Source organism: Gelidibacter maritimus (assembly GCF_014062315.1).
Taxonomy (GTDB): domain Bacteria; phylum Bacteroidota; class Bacteroidia; order Flavobacteriales; family Flavobacteriaceae; genus Gelidibacter; species Gelidibacter maritimus.
The window spans coordinates 51,523-72,224 of the sequence record NZ_JACGLT010000011.1 but is presented as its reverse complement, the minus strand read 5'-3'; the positions used below and the strand labels follow the sequence as shown (position 1 = coordinate 72,224).

Annotated in this window: 19 protein-coding genes; 10 read left to right on the top strand and 9 right to left on the bottom strand. The window is 37.5% G+C overall.

Going from position 1 to position 20,702, the window contains the following annotated elements; all coding sequences use genetic code 11:
• Positions 1–401: 401 nt before the first annotated feature.
• Positions 402–2,072 carry an asparagine synthase B gene (gene asnB, locus H3Z82_RS13670; RefSeq protein WP_182206068.1) on the bottom strand — a complete coding sequence of 557 codons (1,671 nt, stop codon included), beginning with the start codon at positions 2,070–2,072 and terminating at the stop codon, positions 402–404.
• Positions 2,073–2,328: 256 nt separating this feature from the next.
• On the opposite strand from asnB, the gene H3Z82_RS13665 reads away from it, so the two are divergent.
• Positions 2,329–2,868, top strand: coding sequence for a DUF2911 domain-containing protein (locus tag H3Z82_RS13665; protein ID WP_182206067.1), 540 nt, complete (start codon positions 2,329–2,331; stop codon positions 2,866–2,868).
• A gap of 51 nt (positions 2,869–2,919) precedes the next feature.
• Here the strand turns inward: H3Z82_RS13665 and H3Z82_RS13660 are convergent, their stop codons facing one another.
• Complete coding sequence (locus tag H3Z82_RS13660) at positions 2,920–3,552, bottom strand: 7-carboxy-7-deazaguanine synthase QueE (RefSeq protein ID WP_182206066.1); 633 nt, start codon at positions 3,550–3,552, stop codon at positions 2,920–2,922.
• Positions 3,553–3,607: 55 nt separating this feature from the next.
• A complete protein-coding gene (locus H3Z82_RS13655; protein WP_182206065.1) occupies positions 3,608–4,054 on the bottom strand; it encodes a RidA family protein in 447 nt (148 codons plus the stop codon).
• A gap of 57 nt (positions 4,055–4,111) precedes the next feature.
• Here H3Z82_RS13655 and H3Z82_RS13650 point away from each other — a divergent pair, with 57 nt between their 5' ends.
• From H3Z82_RS13650 to H3Z82_RS13620, 7 genes are all read left to right on the top strand, one after another.
• Positions 4,112–5,653 carry a helicase HerA-like domain-containing protein gene (locus H3Z82_RS13650; RefSeq protein ID WP_182206064.1) on the top strand — a complete coding sequence of 514 codons (1,542 nt, stop codon included), beginning with the start codon at positions 4,112–4,114 and terminating at the stop codon, positions 5,651–5,653.
• Positions 5,654–5,713: 60 nt separating this feature from the next.
• Positions 5,714–6,268, top strand: coding sequence for a hypothetical protein (locus H3Z82_RS13645; RefSeq protein ID WP_182206063.1), 555 nt, complete (start codon positions 5,714–5,716; stop codon positions 6,266–6,268).
• Between the two features lie 131 nt (positions 6,269–6,399).
• Positions 6,400–6,768 carry a cupin domain-containing protein gene (locus H3Z82_RS13640; protein ID WP_182206062.1) on the top strand — a complete coding sequence of 123 codons (369 nt, stop codon included), beginning with the start codon at positions 6,400–6,402 and terminating at the stop codon, positions 6,766–6,768.
• A gap of 18 nt (positions 6,769–6,786) precedes the next feature.
• The gene (locus H3Z82_RS13635; RefSeq protein ID WP_182206061.1) at positions 6,787–7,614 is read left to right on the top strand and encodes an alpha/beta hydrolase; all 828 of its coding nucleotides are present in this window, start codon (positions 6,787–6,789) and stop codon (positions 7,612–7,614) included.
• An 18-nt stretch (positions 7,615–7,632) separates the two neighbouring features.
• A complete protein-coding gene (gene rluF / locus H3Z82_RS13630; protein ID WP_182206060.1) occupies positions 7,633–8,394 on the top strand; it encodes a 23S rRNA pseudouridine(2604) synthase RluF in 762 nt (253 codons plus the stop codon).
• An 87-nt stretch (positions 8,395–8,481) separates the two neighbouring features.
• Complete coding sequence (locus H3Z82_RS13625) at positions 8,482–8,667, top strand: hypothetical protein (RefSeq protein ID WP_182206059.1); 186 nt, start codon at positions 8,482–8,484, stop codon at positions 8,665–8,667.
• A 3-nt stretch (positions 8,668–8,670) separates the two neighbouring features.
• On the top strand, positions 8,671–9,096 hold the full coding sequence (locus tag H3Z82_RS13620; protein ID WP_182206058.1) for a VOC family protein: 426 nt from the start codon (positions 8,671–8,673) through the stop codon (positions 9,094–9,096).
• Between the two features lies 1 nt (position 9,097).
• Here H3Z82_RS13620 and H3Z82_RS13615 read toward each other — a convergent pair whose 3' ends face one another.
• From H3Z82_RS13615 to H3Z82_RS13595, 5 genes are all read right to left on the bottom strand, one after another.
• Positions 9,098–9,841, bottom strand: coding sequence for a YwaF family protein (locus tag H3Z82_RS13615; RefSeq protein WP_182206057.1), 744 nt, complete (start codon positions 9,839–9,841; stop codon positions 9,098–9,100).
• A gap of 29 nt (positions 9,842–9,870) precedes the next feature.
• A complete protein-coding gene (locus H3Z82_RS13610) occupies positions 9,871–10,746 on the bottom strand; it encodes a bifunctional 5,10-methylenetetrahydrofolate dehydrogenase/5,10-methenyltetrahydrofolate cyclohydrolase (RefSeq protein WP_182206056.1) in 876 nt (291 codons plus the stop codon).
• Positions 10,747–10,852: 106 nt separating this feature from the next.
• Positions 10,853–12,181 (bottom strand): signal recognition particle protein, encoded by a 1,329-nt coding sequence (gene ffh / locus H3Z82_RS13605; protein ID WP_182206055.1) that lies wholly within the window; start codon positions 12,179–12,181, stop codon positions 10,853–10,855.
• 221 nt (positions 12,182–12,402) lie between these two features.
• The gene (argS, locus tag H3Z82_RS13600; RefSeq protein ID WP_182206054.1) at positions 12,403–14,181 is read right to left on the bottom strand and encodes an arginine--tRNA ligase; all 1,779 of its coding nucleotides are present in this window, start codon (positions 14,179–14,181) and stop codon (positions 12,403–12,405) included.
• Positions 14,182–14,982: 801 nt separating this feature from the next.
• On the bottom strand, positions 14,983–15,186 hold the full coding sequence (locus tag H3Z82_RS13595; RefSeq protein WP_182206053.1) for a hypothetical protein: 204 nt from the start codon (positions 15,184–15,186) through the stop codon (positions 14,983–14,985).
• A gap of 417 nt (positions 15,187–15,603) precedes the next feature.
• Between H3Z82_RS13595 and H3Z82_RS13590 the strand changes: the two genes are divergently transcribed.
• Positions 15,604–17,661: a tetratricopeptide repeat-containing sensor histidine kinase gene (locus H3Z82_RS13590; RefSeq protein WP_182206052.1), complete on the top strand. Its 2,058-nt coding sequence runs from the start codon at positions 15,604–15,606 to the stop codon at positions 17,659–17,661.
• Positions 17,662–17,885: 224 nt separating this feature from the next.
• On the opposite strand, the gene ctlX is transcribed toward H3Z82_RS13590, so the two are convergent.
• Positions 17,886–18,821 carry a citrulline utilization hydrolase CtlX gene (gene ctlX / locus H3Z82_RS13585; protein ID WP_182206051.1) on the bottom strand — a complete coding sequence of 312 codons (936 nt, stop codon included), beginning with the start codon at positions 18,819–18,821 and terminating at the stop codon, positions 17,886–17,888.
• Positions 18,822–18,923: 102 nt separating this feature from the next.
• On the opposite strand from ctlX, the gene H3Z82_RS13580 reads away from it, so the two are divergent.
• On the top strand, positions 18,924–20,657 hold the full coding sequence (locus H3Z82_RS13580; RefSeq protein WP_182206050.1) for a M14 family metallopeptidase: 1,734 nt from the start codon (positions 18,924–18,926) through the stop codon (positions 20,655–20,657).
• Positions 20,658–20,702 lie beyond the last annotated feature (45 nt).

Genomic DNA, 20,702 nt, shown 5'->3' with positions numbered 1-20,702 from the left:
TTATTCTCTATTATAATCCTTAATTACTATTTATATTTTTTATCAAGATTTCAATTACCCTTTTTAAAACATCTTTTCGATAACTATTCTCAAAGAAGAACAACACCATAGAACATTCAAAATTAAATTTCAGCTAATTAAAATTCATAAAAAAAATGATACTTGCGCATCATTTTTGGATACTCACAAAGATACGAAATCAGGAGGCTTTTTGAAAGCAATTCATCAATTATGTGCTAAATTTATCAACATTTGTTAATTACTCAAAAGTCGCTTAAAACGGCTAAAAAGGTGCTTAAAATAGATTTTGATGAACTTTAACATCTCCATAAAAAAGCAAAAACAACAAAATCCCGCTAAGGCGGGATTTTGAAATTAAAAAATTAAAAATTTCAGTCAAATTACACTTTTACGTAGGCATCTGAATGCACTTTCGCTACTGCTCTACCACTTGGGTCGTTCATATTCTTAAAACTTTCATCCCACTCTAAAGCAACCTTTGTACTGCACGCCACAGAAGCTTCTTGCGGCACGCTCAACGCAGCAGCATCACTTGGGAAATGTTCTGCAAAAATGGAGCGGTAATAAAACTCTTCCTTGCTTGTTGGAGTCTGAATTGGAAACTTGTACTTGGCATTTGCCAATTGCTCGTCGCTCACTTCATTGCTTACCAACAATTTTAAAGTATCAATCCAACTATAACCCACACCATCACTAAACTGTTCCTTCTGTCTCCAAACCACACTTTCTGGCAACATATCTTCAAATGCTTTTCTGACCACCCACTTTTCCATGCGTTCGCCATTGATCATTTTGTCTTGTGGATTGATGCTCATGGCAACATCCATAAATTCTTTATCCAAAAACGGTACGCGGCCTTCAATGCCCCATGCCGCCAAACTTTTGTTGGCACGCAAACAATCGTACATGTGAAGTTTACTCAGTTTTCTAACAGTTTCTTCATGAAATTCTTTAGCATTTGGTGCCTTATGGAAATAGAGGTAACCGCCAAACAGCTCATCTGCACCCTCACCGGATAACACCATTTTAATACCCATCGATTTAATAACACGCGCCATCAAATACATAGGCGTACTGGCACGAATGGTGGTTACGTCGTAGGTTTCAAGCTTATAAATTACATCTCTGAGCGCATCCAAACCTTCTTGGATAGTGAATTTTATTTCGTGGTGTACCGTCCCGATATGGTCTGCCACTTTCTGGGCGGCTGCCAAATCTGGCGACCCTTCCAACCCTACCGAAAAGCTATGCAATTGCGGATACCAAGCGGTCTGAGTATCGTCAGATTCGATACGTCTTTCAGCATATTTCTTAGCAACGGCGGAAGTTATGGAAGAATCCAATCCACCTGAAAGCAACACCCCATAAGGCACGTCGCTCATCAATTGCCTATGCACAGCTGCCTCCAACGCTTCTTTAATGGCCTTGATGCTGGTCTCATTATCTTTTACCGCATCATACTCTGTCCAATCACGCTTGTACCATTGCACGAATTTCCCATCTCTACTGGACATATAATGGCCTGGAGGAAAAAGTTCAATCTTGGTGCAGTAACCTTCCAAAGCTTTCAACTCTGATGCTACATAAAAAGTACCGTTCTGATCCCAACCTATATATAATGGAATAATGCCCATATGGTCACGAGCGATGAAATACTCATCCTTTTCCACATCGTAAATGGCAAATCCAAAAATCCCATTCATCTCATCGATAAAATCAAACCCCTTTTCTTTATACAAGGCCAAAATAACCTCACAATCACTTTCAGTCTGAAACTTATAGTCGGGAAATTGCTTTCTTAATTCTCTATGGTTATATATTTCTCCGTTTGTGGCCAAAACGAGATTTTGATCTTCGCTCAACAATGGTTGTTTTCCTGAGGCTGGATCAACAATAGCCAAACGCTCATGAACCATAATCGCTTTCTCATTATTGTAAATTCCCGCCCAGTCTGGTCCGCGATGACGGATTCTTTTGGACATTTCCAACAATTGAGGACGTAAATCTTCCGCTTTCTGTTTTAAATCAAAGGCACATACAATTCCACACATGATCTTATACTTTTATATTTATTATTTTTTCTATTATAAAACTTAGGCAAATATGGGTCTATCATTTCAATTATGAAACCATATATATCAAAATGATTACAATTCATAACTAAAAAAACCTATATTACTAAAATACCCAAGCGTGACGACTCTAAACGGTGTGGTTTTTTTAACAATTGTAAATCTTAAGTAGGGGTTTATTTTTATAAAAAGTTTAAGATAAAAAATCTTAAATTTAACCCTAAAAATAAATTCTATGAAAACAGTTATTAAAACACTATTATTTACATTGGTCTTAGTATTTTCTTATACCGCCAATGCACAAAAATTCTCAGATTTAGACCCTAGCCCAATGGATGCTGCCACCTATCCCAGCAATTATAAAGTTTCTGATAAGACAATAAAAATCATTTATAGCAGACCCCAATTAAAAGGAAGAGATGTAGCGAAATTAACGCCTAATCACCAGGTTTGGCGAACAGGTGCAAATGAAGCTACGGAAATCACATTCTACAAACCGGTCACACTAGGAAGCACCAAAATTAAGCCTGGCACCTATTCTTTATTTACGATTCCGGGGAACGAAGAATGGACCATTATCTTAAGTTCTGACATTAATGTTTGGGGCGCTTACACCTATAAAGAAGCTAACGATGTGGCACGAATTAAAGTTCCCGTAACCCAAAGCAAAGCTATTCTGGAAGCCTTTTCAATAACTTTTGAAGAATCAAAATCGGGTGCATATATGTATATGGGCTGGGGCACGTTAAGAGTAAAGGTTCCTTTTACGTTTTAACCCATCGTTATGAAATAAAAAGAGAGTTTAGAAATCCTAAACTCTTTTTTTTTATGGGATATTTAAATATTTATGGGTTTGAAGAGACACTTTCCACTTCGGATTTGCCATCACATAATCCACAATTTCCGGAACTACCTTGTCGCGCTTGCTCCACTCTGGCTGTAAAAACAGCATGCAATCTTTATTGACTTTTGCCGCTTGCTCTTCGGCAAATCTGAAGTCGTCTTTATTATAAACAATCACTTTAAGTTCATTGGCCTGATCATAAACCGCTTGGGTAGGGCGTTTCAGTTTTTTTGGCGACAAACATATCCAATCCCAAGTACCCGTCAACTCATAAGCTCCAGAAGTTTCAATATGTATCTGTAAGCCTTCCGATTTTAGCTTGGAAGTTAGGGGAGCCATATTCCACATGAGAGGCTCTCCCCCGGTAATGACGATGGTTTTGCTGTATCTTATTGCGTTTTCAACAATAGCATCTGCCATAGTTGGTGGATGTAGTTCTGCATTCCAACTTTCCTTGACATCACACCAGTGGCAGCCCACATCGCAGCCGCCCAATCTTATAAAATAAGCAGCCGTCCCTTTATGGAAGCCTTCACCCTGAATGGTGTAAAATTCTTCCATCAACGGTAGTAGAAGGCCCTGATCTATCAATTCCTGTTTTTCACTTTTTATCATAGCGTGCAAAGATACTTGATAAAGTTAATACTAAGAGACCTGATAATAGAAGTTTTTACTTAGAAGCAATAACCTCAATTTCTATACTGGCATTGAGCGCCAATCCGCTTGCGGCAAAGGTTGTACGCGCTGGTTTATTAGGGAAGTATTCTTTATAAATCGCATTGAATGTCGTAAAGTCATCCATGTTTTTTAAAATGACGGTACACTTCACAACCTGCCCCATAGAAGATTGGTGATGTTCCAGGACCGCTTTGATATTCTCAATACACTGCCGCGTTTCAGCCTCAATCCCACCTTCAACCAGGGTACGCGTTTTGTGATCCAGTCCCAATTGACCGCTCAAAAAGAGAAAGCCATTGCTTTCAACCACATCACTAAAAGGCGTGTCTTGTTTTTTAGCCTCATGTGACTTATGAAAAATAATCCCATTAGATTGATTTTTGCATCCAAAGGCAAGGAATACAAGGAAAATTGTGGAAAAAACAGATTTAAGTTTCATTTTTTATCTTCTAAACTTGAATAAAATTACACTATTTTTATCCAAAATTTAAAATTTATGGCCAGAAAGGATGATTTCTTCAAACATATTCTAGACGGAAACACCAACAAAGGCGAGTTTATTACCCTAGGTGCTGCCATGTTGGATGGAGAGACCATTACGAATGCCTTGGTCAATGTTCCACTGAAAACCTTAAATAGGCATGGTCTCATTGCAGGTGCTACCGGAACGGGTAAAACAAAAACCTTGCAGGTATTGGCGGAAGGTCTTTCAGAAAAAGGAATTCCTGTTTTACTCATGGATATCAAGGGCGATTTAAGCGGACTAGCAGTGCCCGGTGCACCCCACCCCAAAATAGATGAACGTCACGCCAAAATTGGAATTCCGCACAAAGCAAAGGGTTTTCCTGTCGAGATTCTAACCTTGTCTGAACAAGATGGCGTCCGATTGAGAGCAACGGTGAGCGAATTTGGTCCTGTACTTTTATCGAGAATTTTGGAATTGACGGAAACACAAGCGGGAATTGTCTCCGTGATATTCAAATATTGCGATGACCATAAGATGCCTCTTTTGGACATTAAGGATTTTAAAAAGATCTTACAATATTCAACTCAAGAAGGTAAAGATGAATTTGAAGCCGAATATGGTCGGATTTCAACCGCTTCAACTGGGGCTATTTTAAGGAAACTTGTAGCCTTGGAACAACAAGGCGCTGATTTGTTCTTTGGAGAAACCTCCTTTGAAGTGGACGATTTATTAAATATTGACGAGAACGGCAGGGGCTATATCAATATTCTTCGGTTAACCGACATACAAGACCGTCCAAAGCTATTTTCAACCTTTATGCTCACGCTATTGGCGGAAATCTATTCTACTTTTCCAGAAAGAGGTGATACCGACCGACCGGAACTTATCATATTTATTGAAGAAGCCCATCTAATTTTTAATCAAGCATCAAGAGCACTATTAAATCAAATTGAGAGCATTGTTAAATTAATCAGGAGTAAAGGGGTTGGAATTTATTTTGTAACCCAGAACCCTACCGATATTCCTGAAGCGGTTTTGAGTCAGTTGGGCTTAAAAGTTCAGCATGCCCTACGTGCTTTTACTGCCAAAGACAGAAAAGCAATCAAATTGGCCGCACAAAATTATCCTGACACCATTTATTATGATACGGCAAGTGTTTTAACCTCTTTAGGAACGGGTGAAGCTCTGGTAAGTGCTTTGGATGAAAAAGGCCGTCCCACTCCATTGGCCGCCACATTGATGCGCGCACCAATGAGCCGTATGGATATTCTCACCGATGATGAGTTATCAAATCTATTGTCTAAGTCCAAATTAATTAAAAAATATAATGAGACCATTGACAGAGACAGTGCCTACGAAATGCTCAACAGAAAGATTGAAAAAGCACAGGCGGAGGAAGAAAAAGAAAAAGTAAAAAAGGAATTGGAAGACTTAAAGAAAGCCCAATCCAAGCAACGCACTCGGACCACTCGACGTAGTTCTGCAATGAATCCGATTGTAAAAGTCCTTACCAGTGCCACATTTATAAGAAGTGTTTTTGGCATTCTGTCAAAAGCCATGAAAAAGAAGTAAAACAAATCTATTATCTACCGGAAATCATAAACCTAACGGAAATTAAAATCACTATTAAACATGCAAAAACCTTTTATTTTTATTGTTATAATTTCATTCATATTGACCAGCTGTGGAAAGGAACAAGATCCATTTTTGATCAAAAAGCAAAATATTGGCAATTTAACAGATTCAACACAAGTCAAAGATTTACATATGGTATTTGATAAAGATTCCGTTGCCAATTATATCGGCAGAGATGAATTTACCAGAAATATTGACAACATCGAAATTTTCGATAGAGATGGCGTGGCACTGTTAAGTATATCGCCTCAAAGAAGAGCCGATTCAACTTCTGTGATCAACAATATCCGGATTTTAGATCCGCGCTACAAAACTGAAAAAGGCATTTCAACACAGAGCACCTTTAAGGATATCCAAGATGCTTATGAAATTTCAAAAATTGATAACCTCATCAACTCCATTAGTGTAAGTGTTAATGAAATCAATGCCTCCTTTACAATCGACAAAAAGGAATTACCATCCAATTTACGCTTCGATAGAAGCATTTCTATTGAAGCCTCACAAATTCCTGATAATGCCAAAATAAAGTACTTTTTCATCCATTGGAATTAACCTCTGACAAACGAAACAGATGAATTCATTTTTTCAATTTTATTAATTATGATTGCTCTGAATATCTTTGGCATGGAATTTATTTGAAAATCATATTATTAATACTAATCCCTAATAACAAAACAGAATTAATGGCAAATAAACCCTATATCATACAAAGGTCACCTTTTGTTGTTCCGACAACCGATGGTAAAATCATTAAAGAACATTTCGGACAGGCTACAGATGGCAACTCCAAATTAAGCATTGCGCATATGAAGGCGCCAGCGGGTTGGAGTGAACCTTTTCAAACTCCGGAGTTTGACGAATACACATTTATCATAAGTGGTAAAAAGCAATTTATAATTGACGGCGAAACCGTTATTTTATCAGCGGGGGAGTCTATAAAAATAGACAAAAACACACGTGTTCAATATTCAAATCCGTATACGGAACCTTGTGAATATCTTGCCGTTTGCCTTCCCGCATTCTCAATGGATCTTGTTCATAGAGAAGATTAATCCCGCAGCCAAAATTTCATGAAGGAAGTTCTTATCAAATTAATTGGGACCTATTATAATATGCTGAGCTATGTTTCAAAACCTTATGCTGCAAATAAGGCCATGTACTTATTTACCAAACCACGAGCTGGACGGATAAATGAGGAGCAATCGGATTTTTCACATACCGCTTACCAAGAAGAACTTAAATATGAACATTATCCGATTATGACTTATAGATGGTTGGGAAAAAAGCAAACCATTTTATTGACCCATGGCTGGGAAAGTAATTCTGCGCGATGGAAAAAATTGATTTTAGCACTTAAAAAGAAAGGTTTTAACGTCATTGCTCTTGACGCTCCTGCTCATGGCAAATCGGGAGGTCGTGCTTTTGACGCCATGTTATATGCTGAGTTCATTAATGTTGTTGCCAGACGTTTTTCACCTGACATCCTTATCGGACATTCTGTTGGTGGTATGGCCTCCGCTTTTTTTCTACATAAATATCAATTTAGCAAGTTAAAGAAAATCATTCTGCTGGGCGCACCTTCTGAATTTCAGGATGTCATAAAACGCTATACGGATATGTTGGGTTATAACCAACGGATTGTTACACAGTTGGAAGAGACCATAATCCAACGTTTTGGCAGTCCTTCTGACACTTTATCAACCGCAAGGTTTCTTGAAACAATTGAATCTGAAGGCTTGATTATTCATGACCAAGACGACCATATAATCCCTTATAATGATGCATTACTGATAAGGAACAGTTTTAAAAACAGTCAGCTAATTACCACCAAGGGATTAGGCCATTCTTTAATGGACGCTTCCGTTGCTGAACATATTTACGCCTTCATTGATGCCTAAAACCATTATCTTTGTGTTATGGAAGAAAATCTCAAACGTATCAACAAATTTTTAAGCGAAGTAGGCTATTGCTCACGCAGGGAAGCCGATAAACTCATTGAAGCAGGACGCGTCACCATCAACGGAAAAGTTCCGGAAATGGGTACGAAAATCTCGAAAAGCGACGTTGTCCATGTTGATGGAAAACTGGTTAAAGACACCAATGAAGATTTTGTTTATTTAGCCTTCAATAAGCCTATTGGCATCGTTTGCACTACGGACACACGTGTTGAGAAAGATAATATAATTGACTATATCAACTATCATAAACGAATTTTTCCGATTGGACGATTGGACAAACCGAGTGAAGGTTTAATTTTACTTACCGATGATGGTGATATTGTCAACAGAATATTGAGAGCTGGTTATAATAATGAAAAAGAGTATTTGGTAACGGTCAATAAGCCTATTTCGCAGACGTTTATTGAGCGCATGTCTAACGGTGTGCCCATTTTAAATACCATCACAAAAAAATGTTTTGTAGAGAAACTGGACACCAATGAATTCAGGATTATTTTAACCCAAGGTTTGAACCGTCAAATTCGTAGAATGTGTGAGTATTTGGATTATGAGGTAGAATCTTTGAAACGCGTTCGGATCATGAACATTAAATTGGATATGCCTATTGGCACTTATCGAGAGTTAACGCAAGAAGAATTCAAAGAATTGAATGCGCTTTTGGATAATTCGGCAAAACGGATGGCAGAAGAAAAATCTCCAACTCGAAAAAAAAGAACTTGAGATTGAAACACCGGTTGCTTTATAGGAACCCAAACATTCATACAAACAATAATGGCAAAAGCATACAACATCTTAAATTAACTATATATGATTAGAATCTTAGCATTAATACTGACCATTGGCGGAATGATTGCCTTAATACTTGGTGTCTTGGGAATATTCGGGAACAACTTTACTTCTTTAAGTCCCTGGGCTTTATCCATATTAGGAGGCATCTTCTTCTTAGCTGGTGTTTCTATGTTGAAGTACAGAAAAGACGAACCAACAAATTAAATCATGTCTACAACCTTATCTCCATTCCACATTGCCATTCCTGTACATAATCTTGAGGAATGTCGATCTTTTTATAAAGATGTTTTAAACTGTGAAGAAGGTAGAAGTTCTGATCATTGGGTGGATTTCAATTTTTTTGGCCACCAATTGGTCATTCATTATAAACCGAAGTCAGCAGAAGAATCACACAGCAATAGTGTAGATGGCAAAAATGTTCCGGTACCACATTACGGCGTTGTGCTGCCATGGCAATCTTTTGAAGATTTTGCCAAACACCTGACTACTCAAGGTGTTGAATTTATTATTGAGCCTTACATTCGTTTTGAAGGAGAGGTTGGAGAACAAGCTACGATGTTTTTCAAGGATCCTTCTGGCAATGCTTTAGAGTTTAAGGCCTTTAAAGACATGGATCAATTATTTGCCAAATAAGTTACTTTTTATTAATGATTTTATTTGCTCTTTCCCTATTGTACAAATAGAACGGAACGTAGATGAGCAAAAAATACGGCAATAATATTACTTGAACAACGATGATATACATCGGCCATTCCCCAAAATAATCCAATAACGATGCTGATTTCGGCTTTTGACTGAGGTAGAAATAATTGGCGTTTAAAAGGTGGTTCACCAACATTATTGTCAAAAAATACAGTTGTAAAACAAAAAATGACTTAAACACACTTTTAAAATTTGGAGTCATTCTAAGGACGATTGTTGCGTAGCCTATAACAAATAACAATCCCAGATGCACCACCCAATACCGAAAGTAGTTGAATGTTGGAAAACCTGATGCAATATCAGGAGTGATCACAGCCTGTAAGGTGCCAGCAATAACCCAAAACACCAAGACTTCATACATCCAAAATTTACGATACCATGTGAATATGGGAATTAAAATTGCCAACAGGCTACATAAGTATAAAGGTAAATCTTTTTGAAGATCATAGTCTTCAAATATCACCTTATGAAGATGAAAGCTAATTACTGTAATGGAGATACCAATGGCTATGAAATGAATAAGACGATGCTGTTCGTTTTTGAGCAGATTATTCTTGGCATATCGTATGGTCACAAACCCAACCAAAGAAGCAAAAATAATGGGAAGCCAATGTTCTATACTTCCCATCACGACTCGTTGTACTGCTAAGGGCACTGTTAGAACTGAAATTTGCATAAGGCCCTATTCTTCTTTTTTATGGAGATTTACATTTGACGTTCTCTCGCCAAAAGCGTGTTTTTCAACAACATGGCAATTGTCATAGGTCCAACACCACCAGGAACTGGAGTTATAAAACTTGCTTTTTTACTAACGTTTTCAAAATCAACATCACCAGTAATACGATACCCTTTTTCAGTAGTGTCATCAGGAACACGGGTAATTCCCACATCAATAATTACGGCATCATCCTTTACCATTTCTGCTTTTAGGAAATTTGGCACTCCGAGAGCTGAAATAATAATGTCCGCTTGAGATGTGATTTGGGTGATGTTTTTGGTATGACTGTGCGTTAAAGTAACAGTAGAGTTGCCAGGAAACCCTTTCCTTCCCATTAAAATACTCATTGGGCGTCCAACAATATGACTACGGCCAATAACAACGGTATGCTTTCCTTGAGTATCAACATTGTATCTGTCTAATAATTCTAAGATACCAAAAGGCGTAGCAGGAATAAATGTTGACATATCAAGAGCCATTTTGCCAAAGTTCATCGGATGAAAACCATCCACATCCTTATCTGGATTGACCGCTAAAAGGACTTTTTGTGTATCAATTTGCTTCGGCAATGGCAATTGAATAATAAAGCCATCAATATCCGAGTTTTCATTTAATTCTTTGATCTTATCCAATAATTCCACTTGACTTGTCGTATTGGAAAGGCGCACCATGGTGGATTCAAATCCCACACGTTCACAAGCTCTTACTTTACTGGCCACATAGGTTAAACTTGCACCATCATTACCTACAATAATTGCGGCGAGATGCGGTACTTTCTCGCCATTTTCTTTCATTTTTTTTACTTGTTCGGCAATTTCATTCTTAATGTCATTGCTTATTTTTTTTCCATCTAGGATTGTCATTCTTTTTGTGTTTAATTAAGCACGAATACACGAATAATTTTCTCGCAGAGACGTTAAAGATGTATGTTTTGTTTAATAGTAGAGTAACTGCCTGTCAACTGAAATTTTATCTCATTCCCTTCATCGCCTGCATCATCGCTTTCCCTTTACCGCCCTGCATCATCTTCATCATTTTGCTCATTTGGTTGAATTGTTTTAGAAGCTGATTGACTTCCTGCACAGAAGTTCCAGAACCTTTTCCAATACGTTTCTTTCTACTGGCATTTATAACTGATGGATTTGCTCTTTCTAATGGTGTCATGGAATGGATGATAGCCTCAATACCCTTAAAGGCATCATCATCAATATCAATATCTTTCATCATTTTTCCGGCACCAGGGATCATACCTATAAGGTCTTTCATGTTCCCCATTTTCTTAATTTGCTGAATCTGCTTTAAGAAATCATCAAAACCAAATTGATTTTTAGCAATTTTCTTTTGAAGTTTACGTGCTTCTTCTTCATCAAACTGCTCCTGGGCACGCTCAACCAAAGACACAACATCCCCCATCCCCAAAATACGATCGGCCATACGTGATGGATAGAATACGTCAATGGCTTCCATTTTCTCACCAGTACCAATAAACTTGATAGGTTTGTCCACTACTGATTTAATGGAAATGGCCGCACCACCACGGGTATCACCATCTAATTTGGTAAGGATTACACCATCAAAGTTTAGGACATCATTAAAGGCTTTTGCAGTATTAACAGCATCTTGACCGGTCATGGCATCTACCACAAATAAAATTTCCTGTGGCTGAATGGCATCGCGGATATTGGAAATCTCCGTCATCATCGTCTCATCAACTGCCAAACGTCCAGCGGTATCAATAATAACCACATTATGACCGTTTGCTTTTGCATGTGCAATACCAGCATTTGCAATGGCCACCGGATCTGTGTTCCCTTTATCACTATACACCTCAACATTGATTTGATCTCCAACCACATGAAGTTGATCAACCGCAGCCGGACGATAGACGTCACAGGCCACCAATAAAGGTTTCTTTGTTTTTTTATTTTTAAGATAATTGGCAAGTTTACCGGAGAAAGTCGTTTTACCAGAACCCTGTAAACCAGACATCAAAATCACACTCGGATTGCCTGAAAGATCGATGTCTTCAGCATCACCGCCCATAAGTTCAGTCAACTCATCCTTAACCAACTTTACCATCAGCTGTCCAGGCTGTAAAGTGGTCAAAACGTTTTGACCCAATGCTTTTTCCTTAACCGTATTGGTAAATTCCTTGGCAATCTTAAAGTTGACATCGGCGTCCAACAATGCTCTACGCACCTCTTTTAAGGTTTCAGCTACGTTGACTTCCGTAATACTTCCATGCCCTTTAAGGACGTGTAGGGCTTTATCTAACTTTTCACTTAAATTATTAAACATATGTCTTCAGTCTTCTATTTGCAGTGTTTAAAACTACAAGAATTAAATTTTCAGTTGCAAATTTACATATTTGATGTCTATTTATAAAACCTAAGGGCTTAATAAATATCATCTTGTCAAGCTTGTCAGGCCTTGAACTTCGGATCTCATTAATTCTGATAGCCATCAGAACAACCTTCATTACTAAATGGCCTTGCATTTAAGATATGAGATCCACTAAATTACATTCGTTCAGGCACATCAATACCCAATAGTCCAAATGCATTTTTAATGGTCACCGCAACGGTATTTGACAAAGCGACCCGAAAGGCTTTTTCAGTATCGTTTTCGGCACCCAGGATGGATACATTCTGATAAAAGGAATTAAACTCTTTAACTAAATCATAGGTGTAGTTGGCCACTAATGCCGGACTATGATTTTCTGCTGCATTTTGGATAACTTCAGGAAACAACAATAATTGTTTAATCAATTCCTTTTCTTTCTCATGAAGGTTAAGGGACCCCGTGTCAATGGCAACTCCTAAATCTGATTTTCTTAAAATGGACTGGATTCTGGCGTACGTATATTGGATAAACGGCCCCGTATTGCCTTGAAAATCGATGGATTCCTTAGGATCGAAAAGAATACGTTTTCTCGGATCGACCTTTAAGATATAATATTTTAAAGCACCTAAACCAATGGATTTATAAAGTGCATCTTTTTCAGCATCTGAATACCCTTCCAGCTTGCCCAGTTCTTCAGAAATCTCTTCGGCAGTTTGTGCCATTTCAACAATCAAGTCATCGGCATCAACTACGGTGCCTTCTCTACTTTTCATTTTACCGGAAGGCAAATCGACCATCCCATAACTTAAATGGAACAGATTTTTCGCCCATTCAAATCCAAGCTTTTTTATAATTAAAAACAACACTTGAAAATGATATTCCTGTTCGTTTCCAACCGTATATACCATTCCGCCAACATCAGGAAAATCTTTAACCCGCTGAATTGCGGTTCCAATATCTTGGGTCATATAAACCGCAGTTCCGTCAGCACGCAGCACAATTTTTTCATCCAATCCGTCTTCAGTCAAATCACACCAAACGGAGCCATCTTCTTTTTTAAAAAAGACACCTGATTTTAAGCCTTCTGCAACAAATTCCTTCCCTAAAAGATAGGTTTCGCTTTCGTAATACAAACTATCAAAATCAACGCCTAAATTTTCATAGGTTTCATCAAAACCTTTGTAAACCCAGCCGTTCAATTTTTCCCAAAGCGCTACGGTTTCTGCATCACCTGCCTCCCATTTCTGTAGCATTTCTTGAGCTTCAACAATCACTGGCGCCTGTTTTTTAGCCTCTTCCTCCGATTTTCCTTGATCTATTAACTCCTGAATTTCTTTTTTGTATTGTTGATCAAATTTCACATAATAATTACCAACAAGTTTATCTCCCTTCAAACCTGTCGATTCAGGTGTCGCTCCATTACCATAGCGTTTCCAAGCCAACATACTCTTACAAATATGAATCCCACGGTCATTGATAATTTGCGTTTTATATACTTTTTTACCCGAAGCTTTTAATATTTCAGAAACACTATAACCCAATAAGTTGTTTCTAATATGCCCTAAATGCAAAGGCTTATTGGTGTTTGGCGATGAATATTCCACCATTATGGCTTTATCTTCTGGTTGAGGAGCTTTAAAGCCGTAAGATTTCTGATCTTTTATGGTTTCAAAAATATTGAGATAATGTGCATCCTCAATTTCAATGTTTAAAAAGCCTTTCACAACATTGAAAGATTTTACCTCATCAATGTTTTCCAATAGATATTGACCAATTTGCTCACCAATTTGGACTGGATTTCCTTTTACCACACGCAACATTGGAAAAATAACGACGGTAACATCACCCACAAACTCTTTACGGGTGGATTGTAGTTCAACCGACTCTAAGGTCGCGCCAAAAATATCGTTTACTGCTTTTCTAACTTGATGTGATAAGGTCTCCTGAAGATTCATTTGTTGTTTATTTTAAGTGTGCAAAGATAAGATTTTAATTAAATTTTTTCCGATGCAAAAGCTCTATTGTCGCGGAAAAACTGTATGTTCTAAAATGGCTTAAAATAGCATCATCTCGTCTTTTTCAATTTGATCAACTTTAAATACGACAACTTCTCAAAAACAACCAATTCTACTATCTGAGCATTCTATTTCTAATCACAGGATGCGACGGATTCAGTGATATTCCCTACGCTTTAACACCAGACGAACCTCATCTTTATAAAGTTATGGATTTGTCATTTCAATCCGAATTTGAAAAATAAAATTTAGATTACAAAGGTAAAAGTGGCATTCCTACCAGTAGTTTAGATTATGTTTCTAAAAATAGAGCTATTCTCGTCCGTCTAAAACTATGGCACACACCAACTAAAGAACATAGCCGCTTATCAGATGCTTAACTATTAAAGATAAACTAATGGATGTTCCCCTATATTTCCATTATTCGGATGCTTGGGCTGATCTATCATCACAAAGGCCCTCTCAAGTATGTAAAACAAGAATATGGATTAAGATAAACTTGCGGTTTATGAATGTGCGACATTGTAATTCTCGAATTAAACGCGTAACATACACTTCAAAACGTCGAACAGAATCGAAACAGACTTGGTTTTTATGGAATTACAGTAGAGTTTGGAACGAATATTTTGATAATAACTCCATCTACGTGATATTGTAAAAGCAATTAACGAGGTTGACACAAGCAACAAGATTCAAAAAAATGCTTCACCATTCGCATGATGAAAATCTCAATAGCATTGATTATGGTTTCTTAGCTCCGAGGAATCCCAATGCCATAGCAACCAAACCAAGACCAATGGTCATATAAGCATCAGTATTATCTTGAACGTCAATGCTCAAATCACCAATTCCAATAGAGGCTTCAGGTACAATTAACTTATAAATTCCATATACCAACAAAACAGCTCCTACAACCATCAGAATGGTTTTGATTGTTCTTTTCATTTTTCTGTTATTTAATTTTATTGAAGATAACCAATAAACATTTCATTTTCACAATACTACTAAATTAATGGTATTCAATGTTTTAATTAAGCCCTATTTTCCTTTGAACCCGTGAGTGCATTTCATCGACAATTGCGCCGTTTTTCTAAGAAATTGGTCTTTCAACTGATATCCAATAAATTCGAAAAATAACGCACATCACTTTATCTAATTTATTGGCATTAAAACCCGAAAATTAGCTTATTAAAACCCTTTTATCCATTTTTGGCAAGCTATTAATCAAGGTCCCAAAAAACGTTGATACATATATTTTAAAATCTTTAACAGCATTGTTATTGTATTTTGTGAACGTGCCATCCTCTCCCTCAAGGCAAGCTCAAATCACATCGTATTACAATTTTAACTAATTGCAAAAAAATGAAACGGTTAATTGTCTTAGCTGCCTTTTTTGCTGTCTCAATTGGTTTTGCCCAAACCAAAGAGATAGACAGTCTTGCTATACAATTAGCTTTTCAAAATCAGGATACGGCCAAAGTAGACACCTCAATTCATCTTATCAAAGCGCTTTACAAAGCCCAAGATTATCAAAAGGCACTCTCCTACATTTCGGAAACTGAGCAACTCTCAATAACACTAAACTACACTAAAGGTGTTGCTGCAGCCAACTATTTTCAAGCCCTTATTTATGCCAATAAAAATGACTATTTCAATGCTATTGATCATTTTAATAAGTCAAAAAAACTATACACTGAAATTCAAGACGCTTTAGGTGTTGCACAAGTAAGTAACAGTATTGGTTTGATAGAGATGAAAAGAGGAAATTACAACGCTGGATTATTAAATTCTCTATCGGCCATTAGAATATTTGAAGAACAAAACCTATATGAAGATCTTAGTTTAGCCTACAACAATTTAGCTAATGCCTATTACAATACGAGTCAAATAGACAAATCGCTTGAATTTAATTTGAAGGCCCTAAACGTCAGGGAACGATTGCAAGATAGTACCGGTATTAAAATTTCCACAAAAAACATCGCCCGATTATATTCTAAACGTAAAGAACACCGAAAGGCGATTGAGTATTATGAAATCGTGTTAGGGATGCTCAACCCCGAAACCGACCAATCCTTAAAAGGTGAAATATTGCCACGTATTGGAGAAGAATACCTCAAATTTAAAGATTATGATAAAGCCGCTGAATATCTTGTAGAAGGCCTAAAATTTAACAGAAGAACAGATGATAAGGAAGGGATTTTACGAGCTTTGAACTCCATTGGACTACTTAATCTAAAACAAAAAAACACCCGACTTGCCGAACGTCAGATTTACGAGGCCCAAAACTTGGCTAAGGACGTTGGCAACAACGAAGAACTTCTCAAAAACTATAAGTTGCTCATGGCGTTGGACTCCACCAACGGGAAGTTTCAAAGCGCCTACCGCTGGCAACGTGAGTATTTCAGCTTAAAACAGATCTTAGACCAGGAAAACCAACCGCAATTACCAGTAGACACTGATTCTATTGAAGATATACTCGAGGGCAAAACATCTATTGAATCCACCACCTTCACAAGCACCAACGAACCAGATAATAACACCAATCAAGTTAAAAGTTTAAAACTTCTTTCCTACGGGCTGATTGTTGCATTTTTAATTGTTTTGACATTTTTGCTTTTGATTTATCTAAAAAGAAAAAGCACCATTAAATACACACAGGAACTTGAAGAAAAAAATGAGCAGATCCAACTGCAAAATGAAGCCATTATGGAGCAGAAGCTTCATCTGCAAGAAATCAACGATGTCAAGGATCGCTTGTTCAGTATTGTATCACATGATCTAAAAGACTCTATTTCGTCAATCAAAGCATTTTTAGATTTACTTAAGGAGGATAGTATTACTAAAGAGGAGTTTAATGAATTGATTCCTGAATTGAGTGAAAATGCCGATAATGCTTCCTTACTATTATTCAATCTTCTAAATTGGTCGAAATCCCAAATGCAGAATCTCGAACCGAATCCCGAACATTTCGACATTCAAGAAGTATTCCACAGCAAAATCAGTTTAGTAGAACAAAAAATTGAACAAAAACGCATTGTTGTAATTGATGAATCTCAGCGCGATTTTATCTACGCCGATAAAAGTATGGTAGAGATTATTATCCAAAACTTAATTACAAATGCCGTAAAATTCAGTCGTGTCGGAGATATAATCACCATCTCAAACAAGGAACATAACGGAAAATCGTTGATTTGTGTAGAAGATACAGGCGTTGGCATTCCGAAAGAGAACCTCAGAAAATTGTTTCAAAACAATAATTTCACCACTATTGGCACCAAAAATGAAAAAGGAACAGGCTTAGGTTTGACGATTTGTAAAGAATTGGTAGAGCTCAATCAGGGCCGTATCTGGGTTGAAAGCACGGCGAATGTAGGCACCAAATTTTATGTTGAACTTCCCAAAACGGAAGCGGAAAGCTAAAACAGGACTTCAATTTCAGGTTCCGAGTTTCAGTTTATACATAACACTGTCTGATTTCGATGTCAACTTCAATTTCCTTGCAACTTTAGCGCTGCTCTTTGTGCCCTTTATGGTTAAAGCTCCAAGTTCAAAGTTTTAGGAAGCAATGATTGATTTTTACTTTTAACCTCGATTACGTTTCCTATCGATAAAGCTGCTTCAGGACAAGCGAACGGGTGGTCAATTTATTCTGCTTCCGGTAAAAACACTTCCGCCATCATACAACGGGCACTTCCGCCGCCACAGGTTTCAATTGTTTCCAAATCGCTGTAAAGCATCTCGCAATGCATGGACAATTTAGAAATTTGTAAGCTTGTCAAACTATCATGTGCGGCTTTACTCATTGCCAAATAACGTTTTTCATCGGCACCCCTCACCTGCAACATATTACCAGCAAAACTATGCATTTGCGATTCTGTAATCGCAATCACTTCTTTCCCGTCTTTTTTAAGGTGTTGCACCACATTTTTGCGTTCCTTCTTATCATCAATACTGTCCAAGCAGATTACCGCAAAAGTTTCGGCAAGACACATCATCACATTGGTGTGGTAAATAGGTAAACGCTCATCATCCACTGTCTGATATGCTGTAAAAATCACCGGAAAATAATCAAAATCCTCACAGAACTCAATAAACAATTCCTCATCAGCTCTCGGAGATAGTGCGCAGTATGCCTTTTTATTTACACGATCCATGATAATACTGCCAGTACCTTCCAAAAAGAAATGATCTTCTTCGGCACTGGTATAGTCCACAATATTGGTTATCTCAAAGCCTTCTTCCTCCAACCGATCAAGAAGTTCTTCACGTCTTTCCTTACGTCTATTTTCAGCAAACATAGGATAGAGTGCCACATCACCATTTTCATGAAAACTCACCCAATTATTTGGGAAAATAGAATCTGGTGTGTCATTCAATTTATCATCATCTTCCACAATAACGTTAACACCTACAGCTCTAAGCTTTTCAACAAATGCATCAAATTCAGCTTGAGCTTTTGTATTGATTTCAGAGTTCTTGAGATCCAGGTCTTCCTGAAAATAATTATTGACCGCTGTTTGTTCGTTCATTCTAAAATGAACAGGACGAATCATTAAGATTGTATTTGTAGTTTGATGCATTGTGATATCGATTTTATGACCCCAAAATTAGTTTAATTTGATTAAATTTGGAAGCCAATGCATGTTTAAATATGAGAAGCTATTAATCGCTAAACACACCTGATGAGAACCGTTCTAATTTTCTTTTTTATAAGTCTTTCCGTCATCGCTCAAGAAAAAATTTCGCCCAATGACTATTTGACCGTTTTTGAAAAAAGTAACGGACTTAAAACGGGGACCTATCAAGAAGTCATTGCGTATTATCAACGTTTGGCAGATAGTTATTCGCAAATCCATCTGGACAGTATCGGTACGACAGATTCTGGGAAACCTTTACATTTGGTGACTTTCAATCCGGATGGGATTTTCAACTTTGAAACCATCAGAAAAACAAAACAAACAATGCTGATCAACAACGGCATCCACCCTGGGGAGCCCGACGGCATTGATGCCACAATGCTCTTGTTCAGAGATTTGGCACAAGGCAAAATTAAAGCCCCAATGCATACCGTATTGGTAACCATACCTATTTATAATGTTGGGGGAAGTCTAAATAGAAACGCCACCACCCGCACTAATCAAATTGGACCAGAGGTCTACGGTTTTAGAGGGAACGCAAGAAATTATGATTTGAACCGCGACTTTATAAAAGTTGACACCAAAAACGCACGAACCTTCACCCAAATTTACCATCTGGTGCAACCCGCCGTTTTTATTGACAACCATGTCAGCAATGGTGCCGATTACCAATATACATTGACCCATTTATTTACACAACACAACAAACTTGGAGGTGATTTGGGCACCTATCTTCATGAACAAATGATGCCCAATCTGGAAGAGAGGTTAGCCAATAAGCAATGGGACATCACGCCTTATGTTAATGTTTTTAATGATGTGCCTGAAGCAGGGTTTACACAGTTTATGGACTCACCTCGTTATTCTACTGGCTACGCGGCACTGTTCAACAGTTTAGGAATGATGGTAGAAACTCACATGCTCAAACCATATAAACCACGAGTGGAAGGCACTTATGAATTGATGAAAAGCATGTTGAACATCATGGAAATTGATCACCATAAAATAAAACAACTACGTGCAAACGCAACGACACAATTTCAAGCTTTAAAAACCTATCCGTTGGATTGGATGGTAGACACTACAAAATCTACCAACCTGACATTTAAGGGCTTCGAAGGACGGATGATTCCAAGTGACGTTACAGGTGGGCACCGCTTAAAATATGACCGAAGTAAACCGTTCATAAAAGAGGTGGTCTATAAAAACTATTTCAAGCCAAAAGTTGAAGTATCTATTCCAACAGCTTACATTATTCCCCAGGGATGGTGGGATATCATTGACTTATTGAAGCTGAATCAGGTTGAAATGAAAGTTCTCGAAAAAGACACCACCATGACTGTTGAAAGCTATAAAATTGACACTTATCAAACCAGAAGCCAAGCTTATGAAGGGCATTACCAGCATTACAATACCAAAGTCACCACAACAACCCAAGACATTAGCTTCAAAAAAGGTGATTATTATATTTCTACAGATCAAAATGCTTTTAGATACCTCTTGGAAACTTTAGAGCCACAAGCGCCGGATTCATTTTTTAACTGGAATTTCTTCGATACAATTCTGCAACAAAAAGAAGGTTTTTCACCCTATGCATTTGAGGATGTTGCGGCCGAATTATTAAAGAACAATCCTGAATTATTTGCTGCTTTCAAAACCAAAAAGAAATCAGATTCTGATTTCACCAAAAGTTGGTATGCGCAGTTGGATTGGCTACATAAGCAAAGCATCTATTATGAGCTAGCGCATTTACAATATCCCATATATAGGGTCATGTAGCGTGTAATTGATTTGGTAATGATCAACAAAAATCTCTTCTACAGA

Coding starts and splice junctions, on each gene's coding strand:
- asnB (WP_182206068.1), bottom strand. CDS start 2,072: ATGTGTGGAATTGTATGTGCCTTTGATTTAAAACAGAAAGCGGAAGAT.
- H3Z82_RS13665 (WP_182206067.1), top strand. CDS start 2,329: ATGAAAACAGTTATTAAAACACTATTATTTACATTGGTCTTAGTATTT.
- H3Z82_RS13660 (WP_182206066.1), bottom strand. CDS start 3,552: ATGATAAAAAGTGAAAAACAGGAATTGATAGATCAGGGCCTTCTACTA.
- H3Z82_RS13655 (WP_182206065.1), bottom strand. CDS start 4,054: ATGAAACTTAAATCTGTTTTTTCCACAATTTTCCTTGTATTCCTTGCC.
- H3Z82_RS13650 (WP_182206064.1), top strand. CDS start 4,112: ATGGCCAGAAAGGATGATTTCTTCAAACATATTCTAGACGGAAACACC.
- H3Z82_RS13645 (WP_182206063.1), top strand. CDS start 5,714: ATGCAAAAACCTTTTATTTTTATTGTTATAATTTCATTCATATTGACC.
- H3Z82_RS13640 (WP_182206062.1), top strand. CDS start 6,400: ATGGCAAATAAACCCTATATCATACAAAGGTCACCTTTTGTTGTTCCG.
- H3Z82_RS13635 (WP_182206061.1), top strand. CDS start 6,787: ATGAAGGAAGTTCTTATCAAATTAATTGGGACCTATTATAATATGCTG.
- rluF (WP_182206060.1), top strand. CDS start 7,633: ATGGAAGAAAATCTCAAACGTATCAACAAATTTTTAAGCGAAGTAGGC.
- H3Z82_RS13625 (WP_182206059.1), top strand. CDS start 8,482: ATGATTAGAATCTTAGCATTAATACTGACCATTGGCGGAATGATTGCC.
- H3Z82_RS13620 (WP_182206058.1), top strand. CDS start 8,671: ATGTCTACAACCTTATCTCCATTCCACATTGCCATTCCTGTACATAAT.
- H3Z82_RS13615 (WP_182206057.1), bottom strand. CDS start 9,841: ATGCAAATTTCAGTTCTAACAGTGCCCTTAGCAGTACAACGAGTCGTG.
- H3Z82_RS13610 (WP_182206056.1), bottom strand. CDS start 10,746: ATGACAATCCTAGATGGAAAAAAAATAAGCAATGACATTAAGAATGAA.
- ffh (WP_182206055.1), bottom strand. CDS start 12,181: ATGTTTAATAATTTAAGTGAAAAGTTAGATAAAGCCCTACACGTCCTT.
- argS (WP_182206054.1), bottom strand. CDS start 14,181: ATGAATCTTCAGGAGACCTTATCACATCAAGTTAGAAAAGCAGTAAAC.
- H3Z82_RS13595 (WP_182206053.1), bottom strand. CDS start 15,186: ATGAAAAGAACAATCAAAACCATTCTGATGGTTGTAGGAGCTGTTTTG.
- H3Z82_RS13590 (WP_182206052.1), top strand. CDS start 15,604: ATGAAACGGTTAATTGTCTTAGCTGCCTTTTTTGCTGTCTCAATTGGT.
- ctlX (WP_182206051.1), bottom strand. CDS start 18,821: ATGCATCAAACTACAAATACAATCTTAATGATTCGTCCTGTTCATTTT.
- H3Z82_RS13580 (WP_182206050.1), top strand. CDS start 18,924: ATGAGAACCGTTCTAATTTTCTTTTTTATAAGTCTTTCCGTCATCGCT.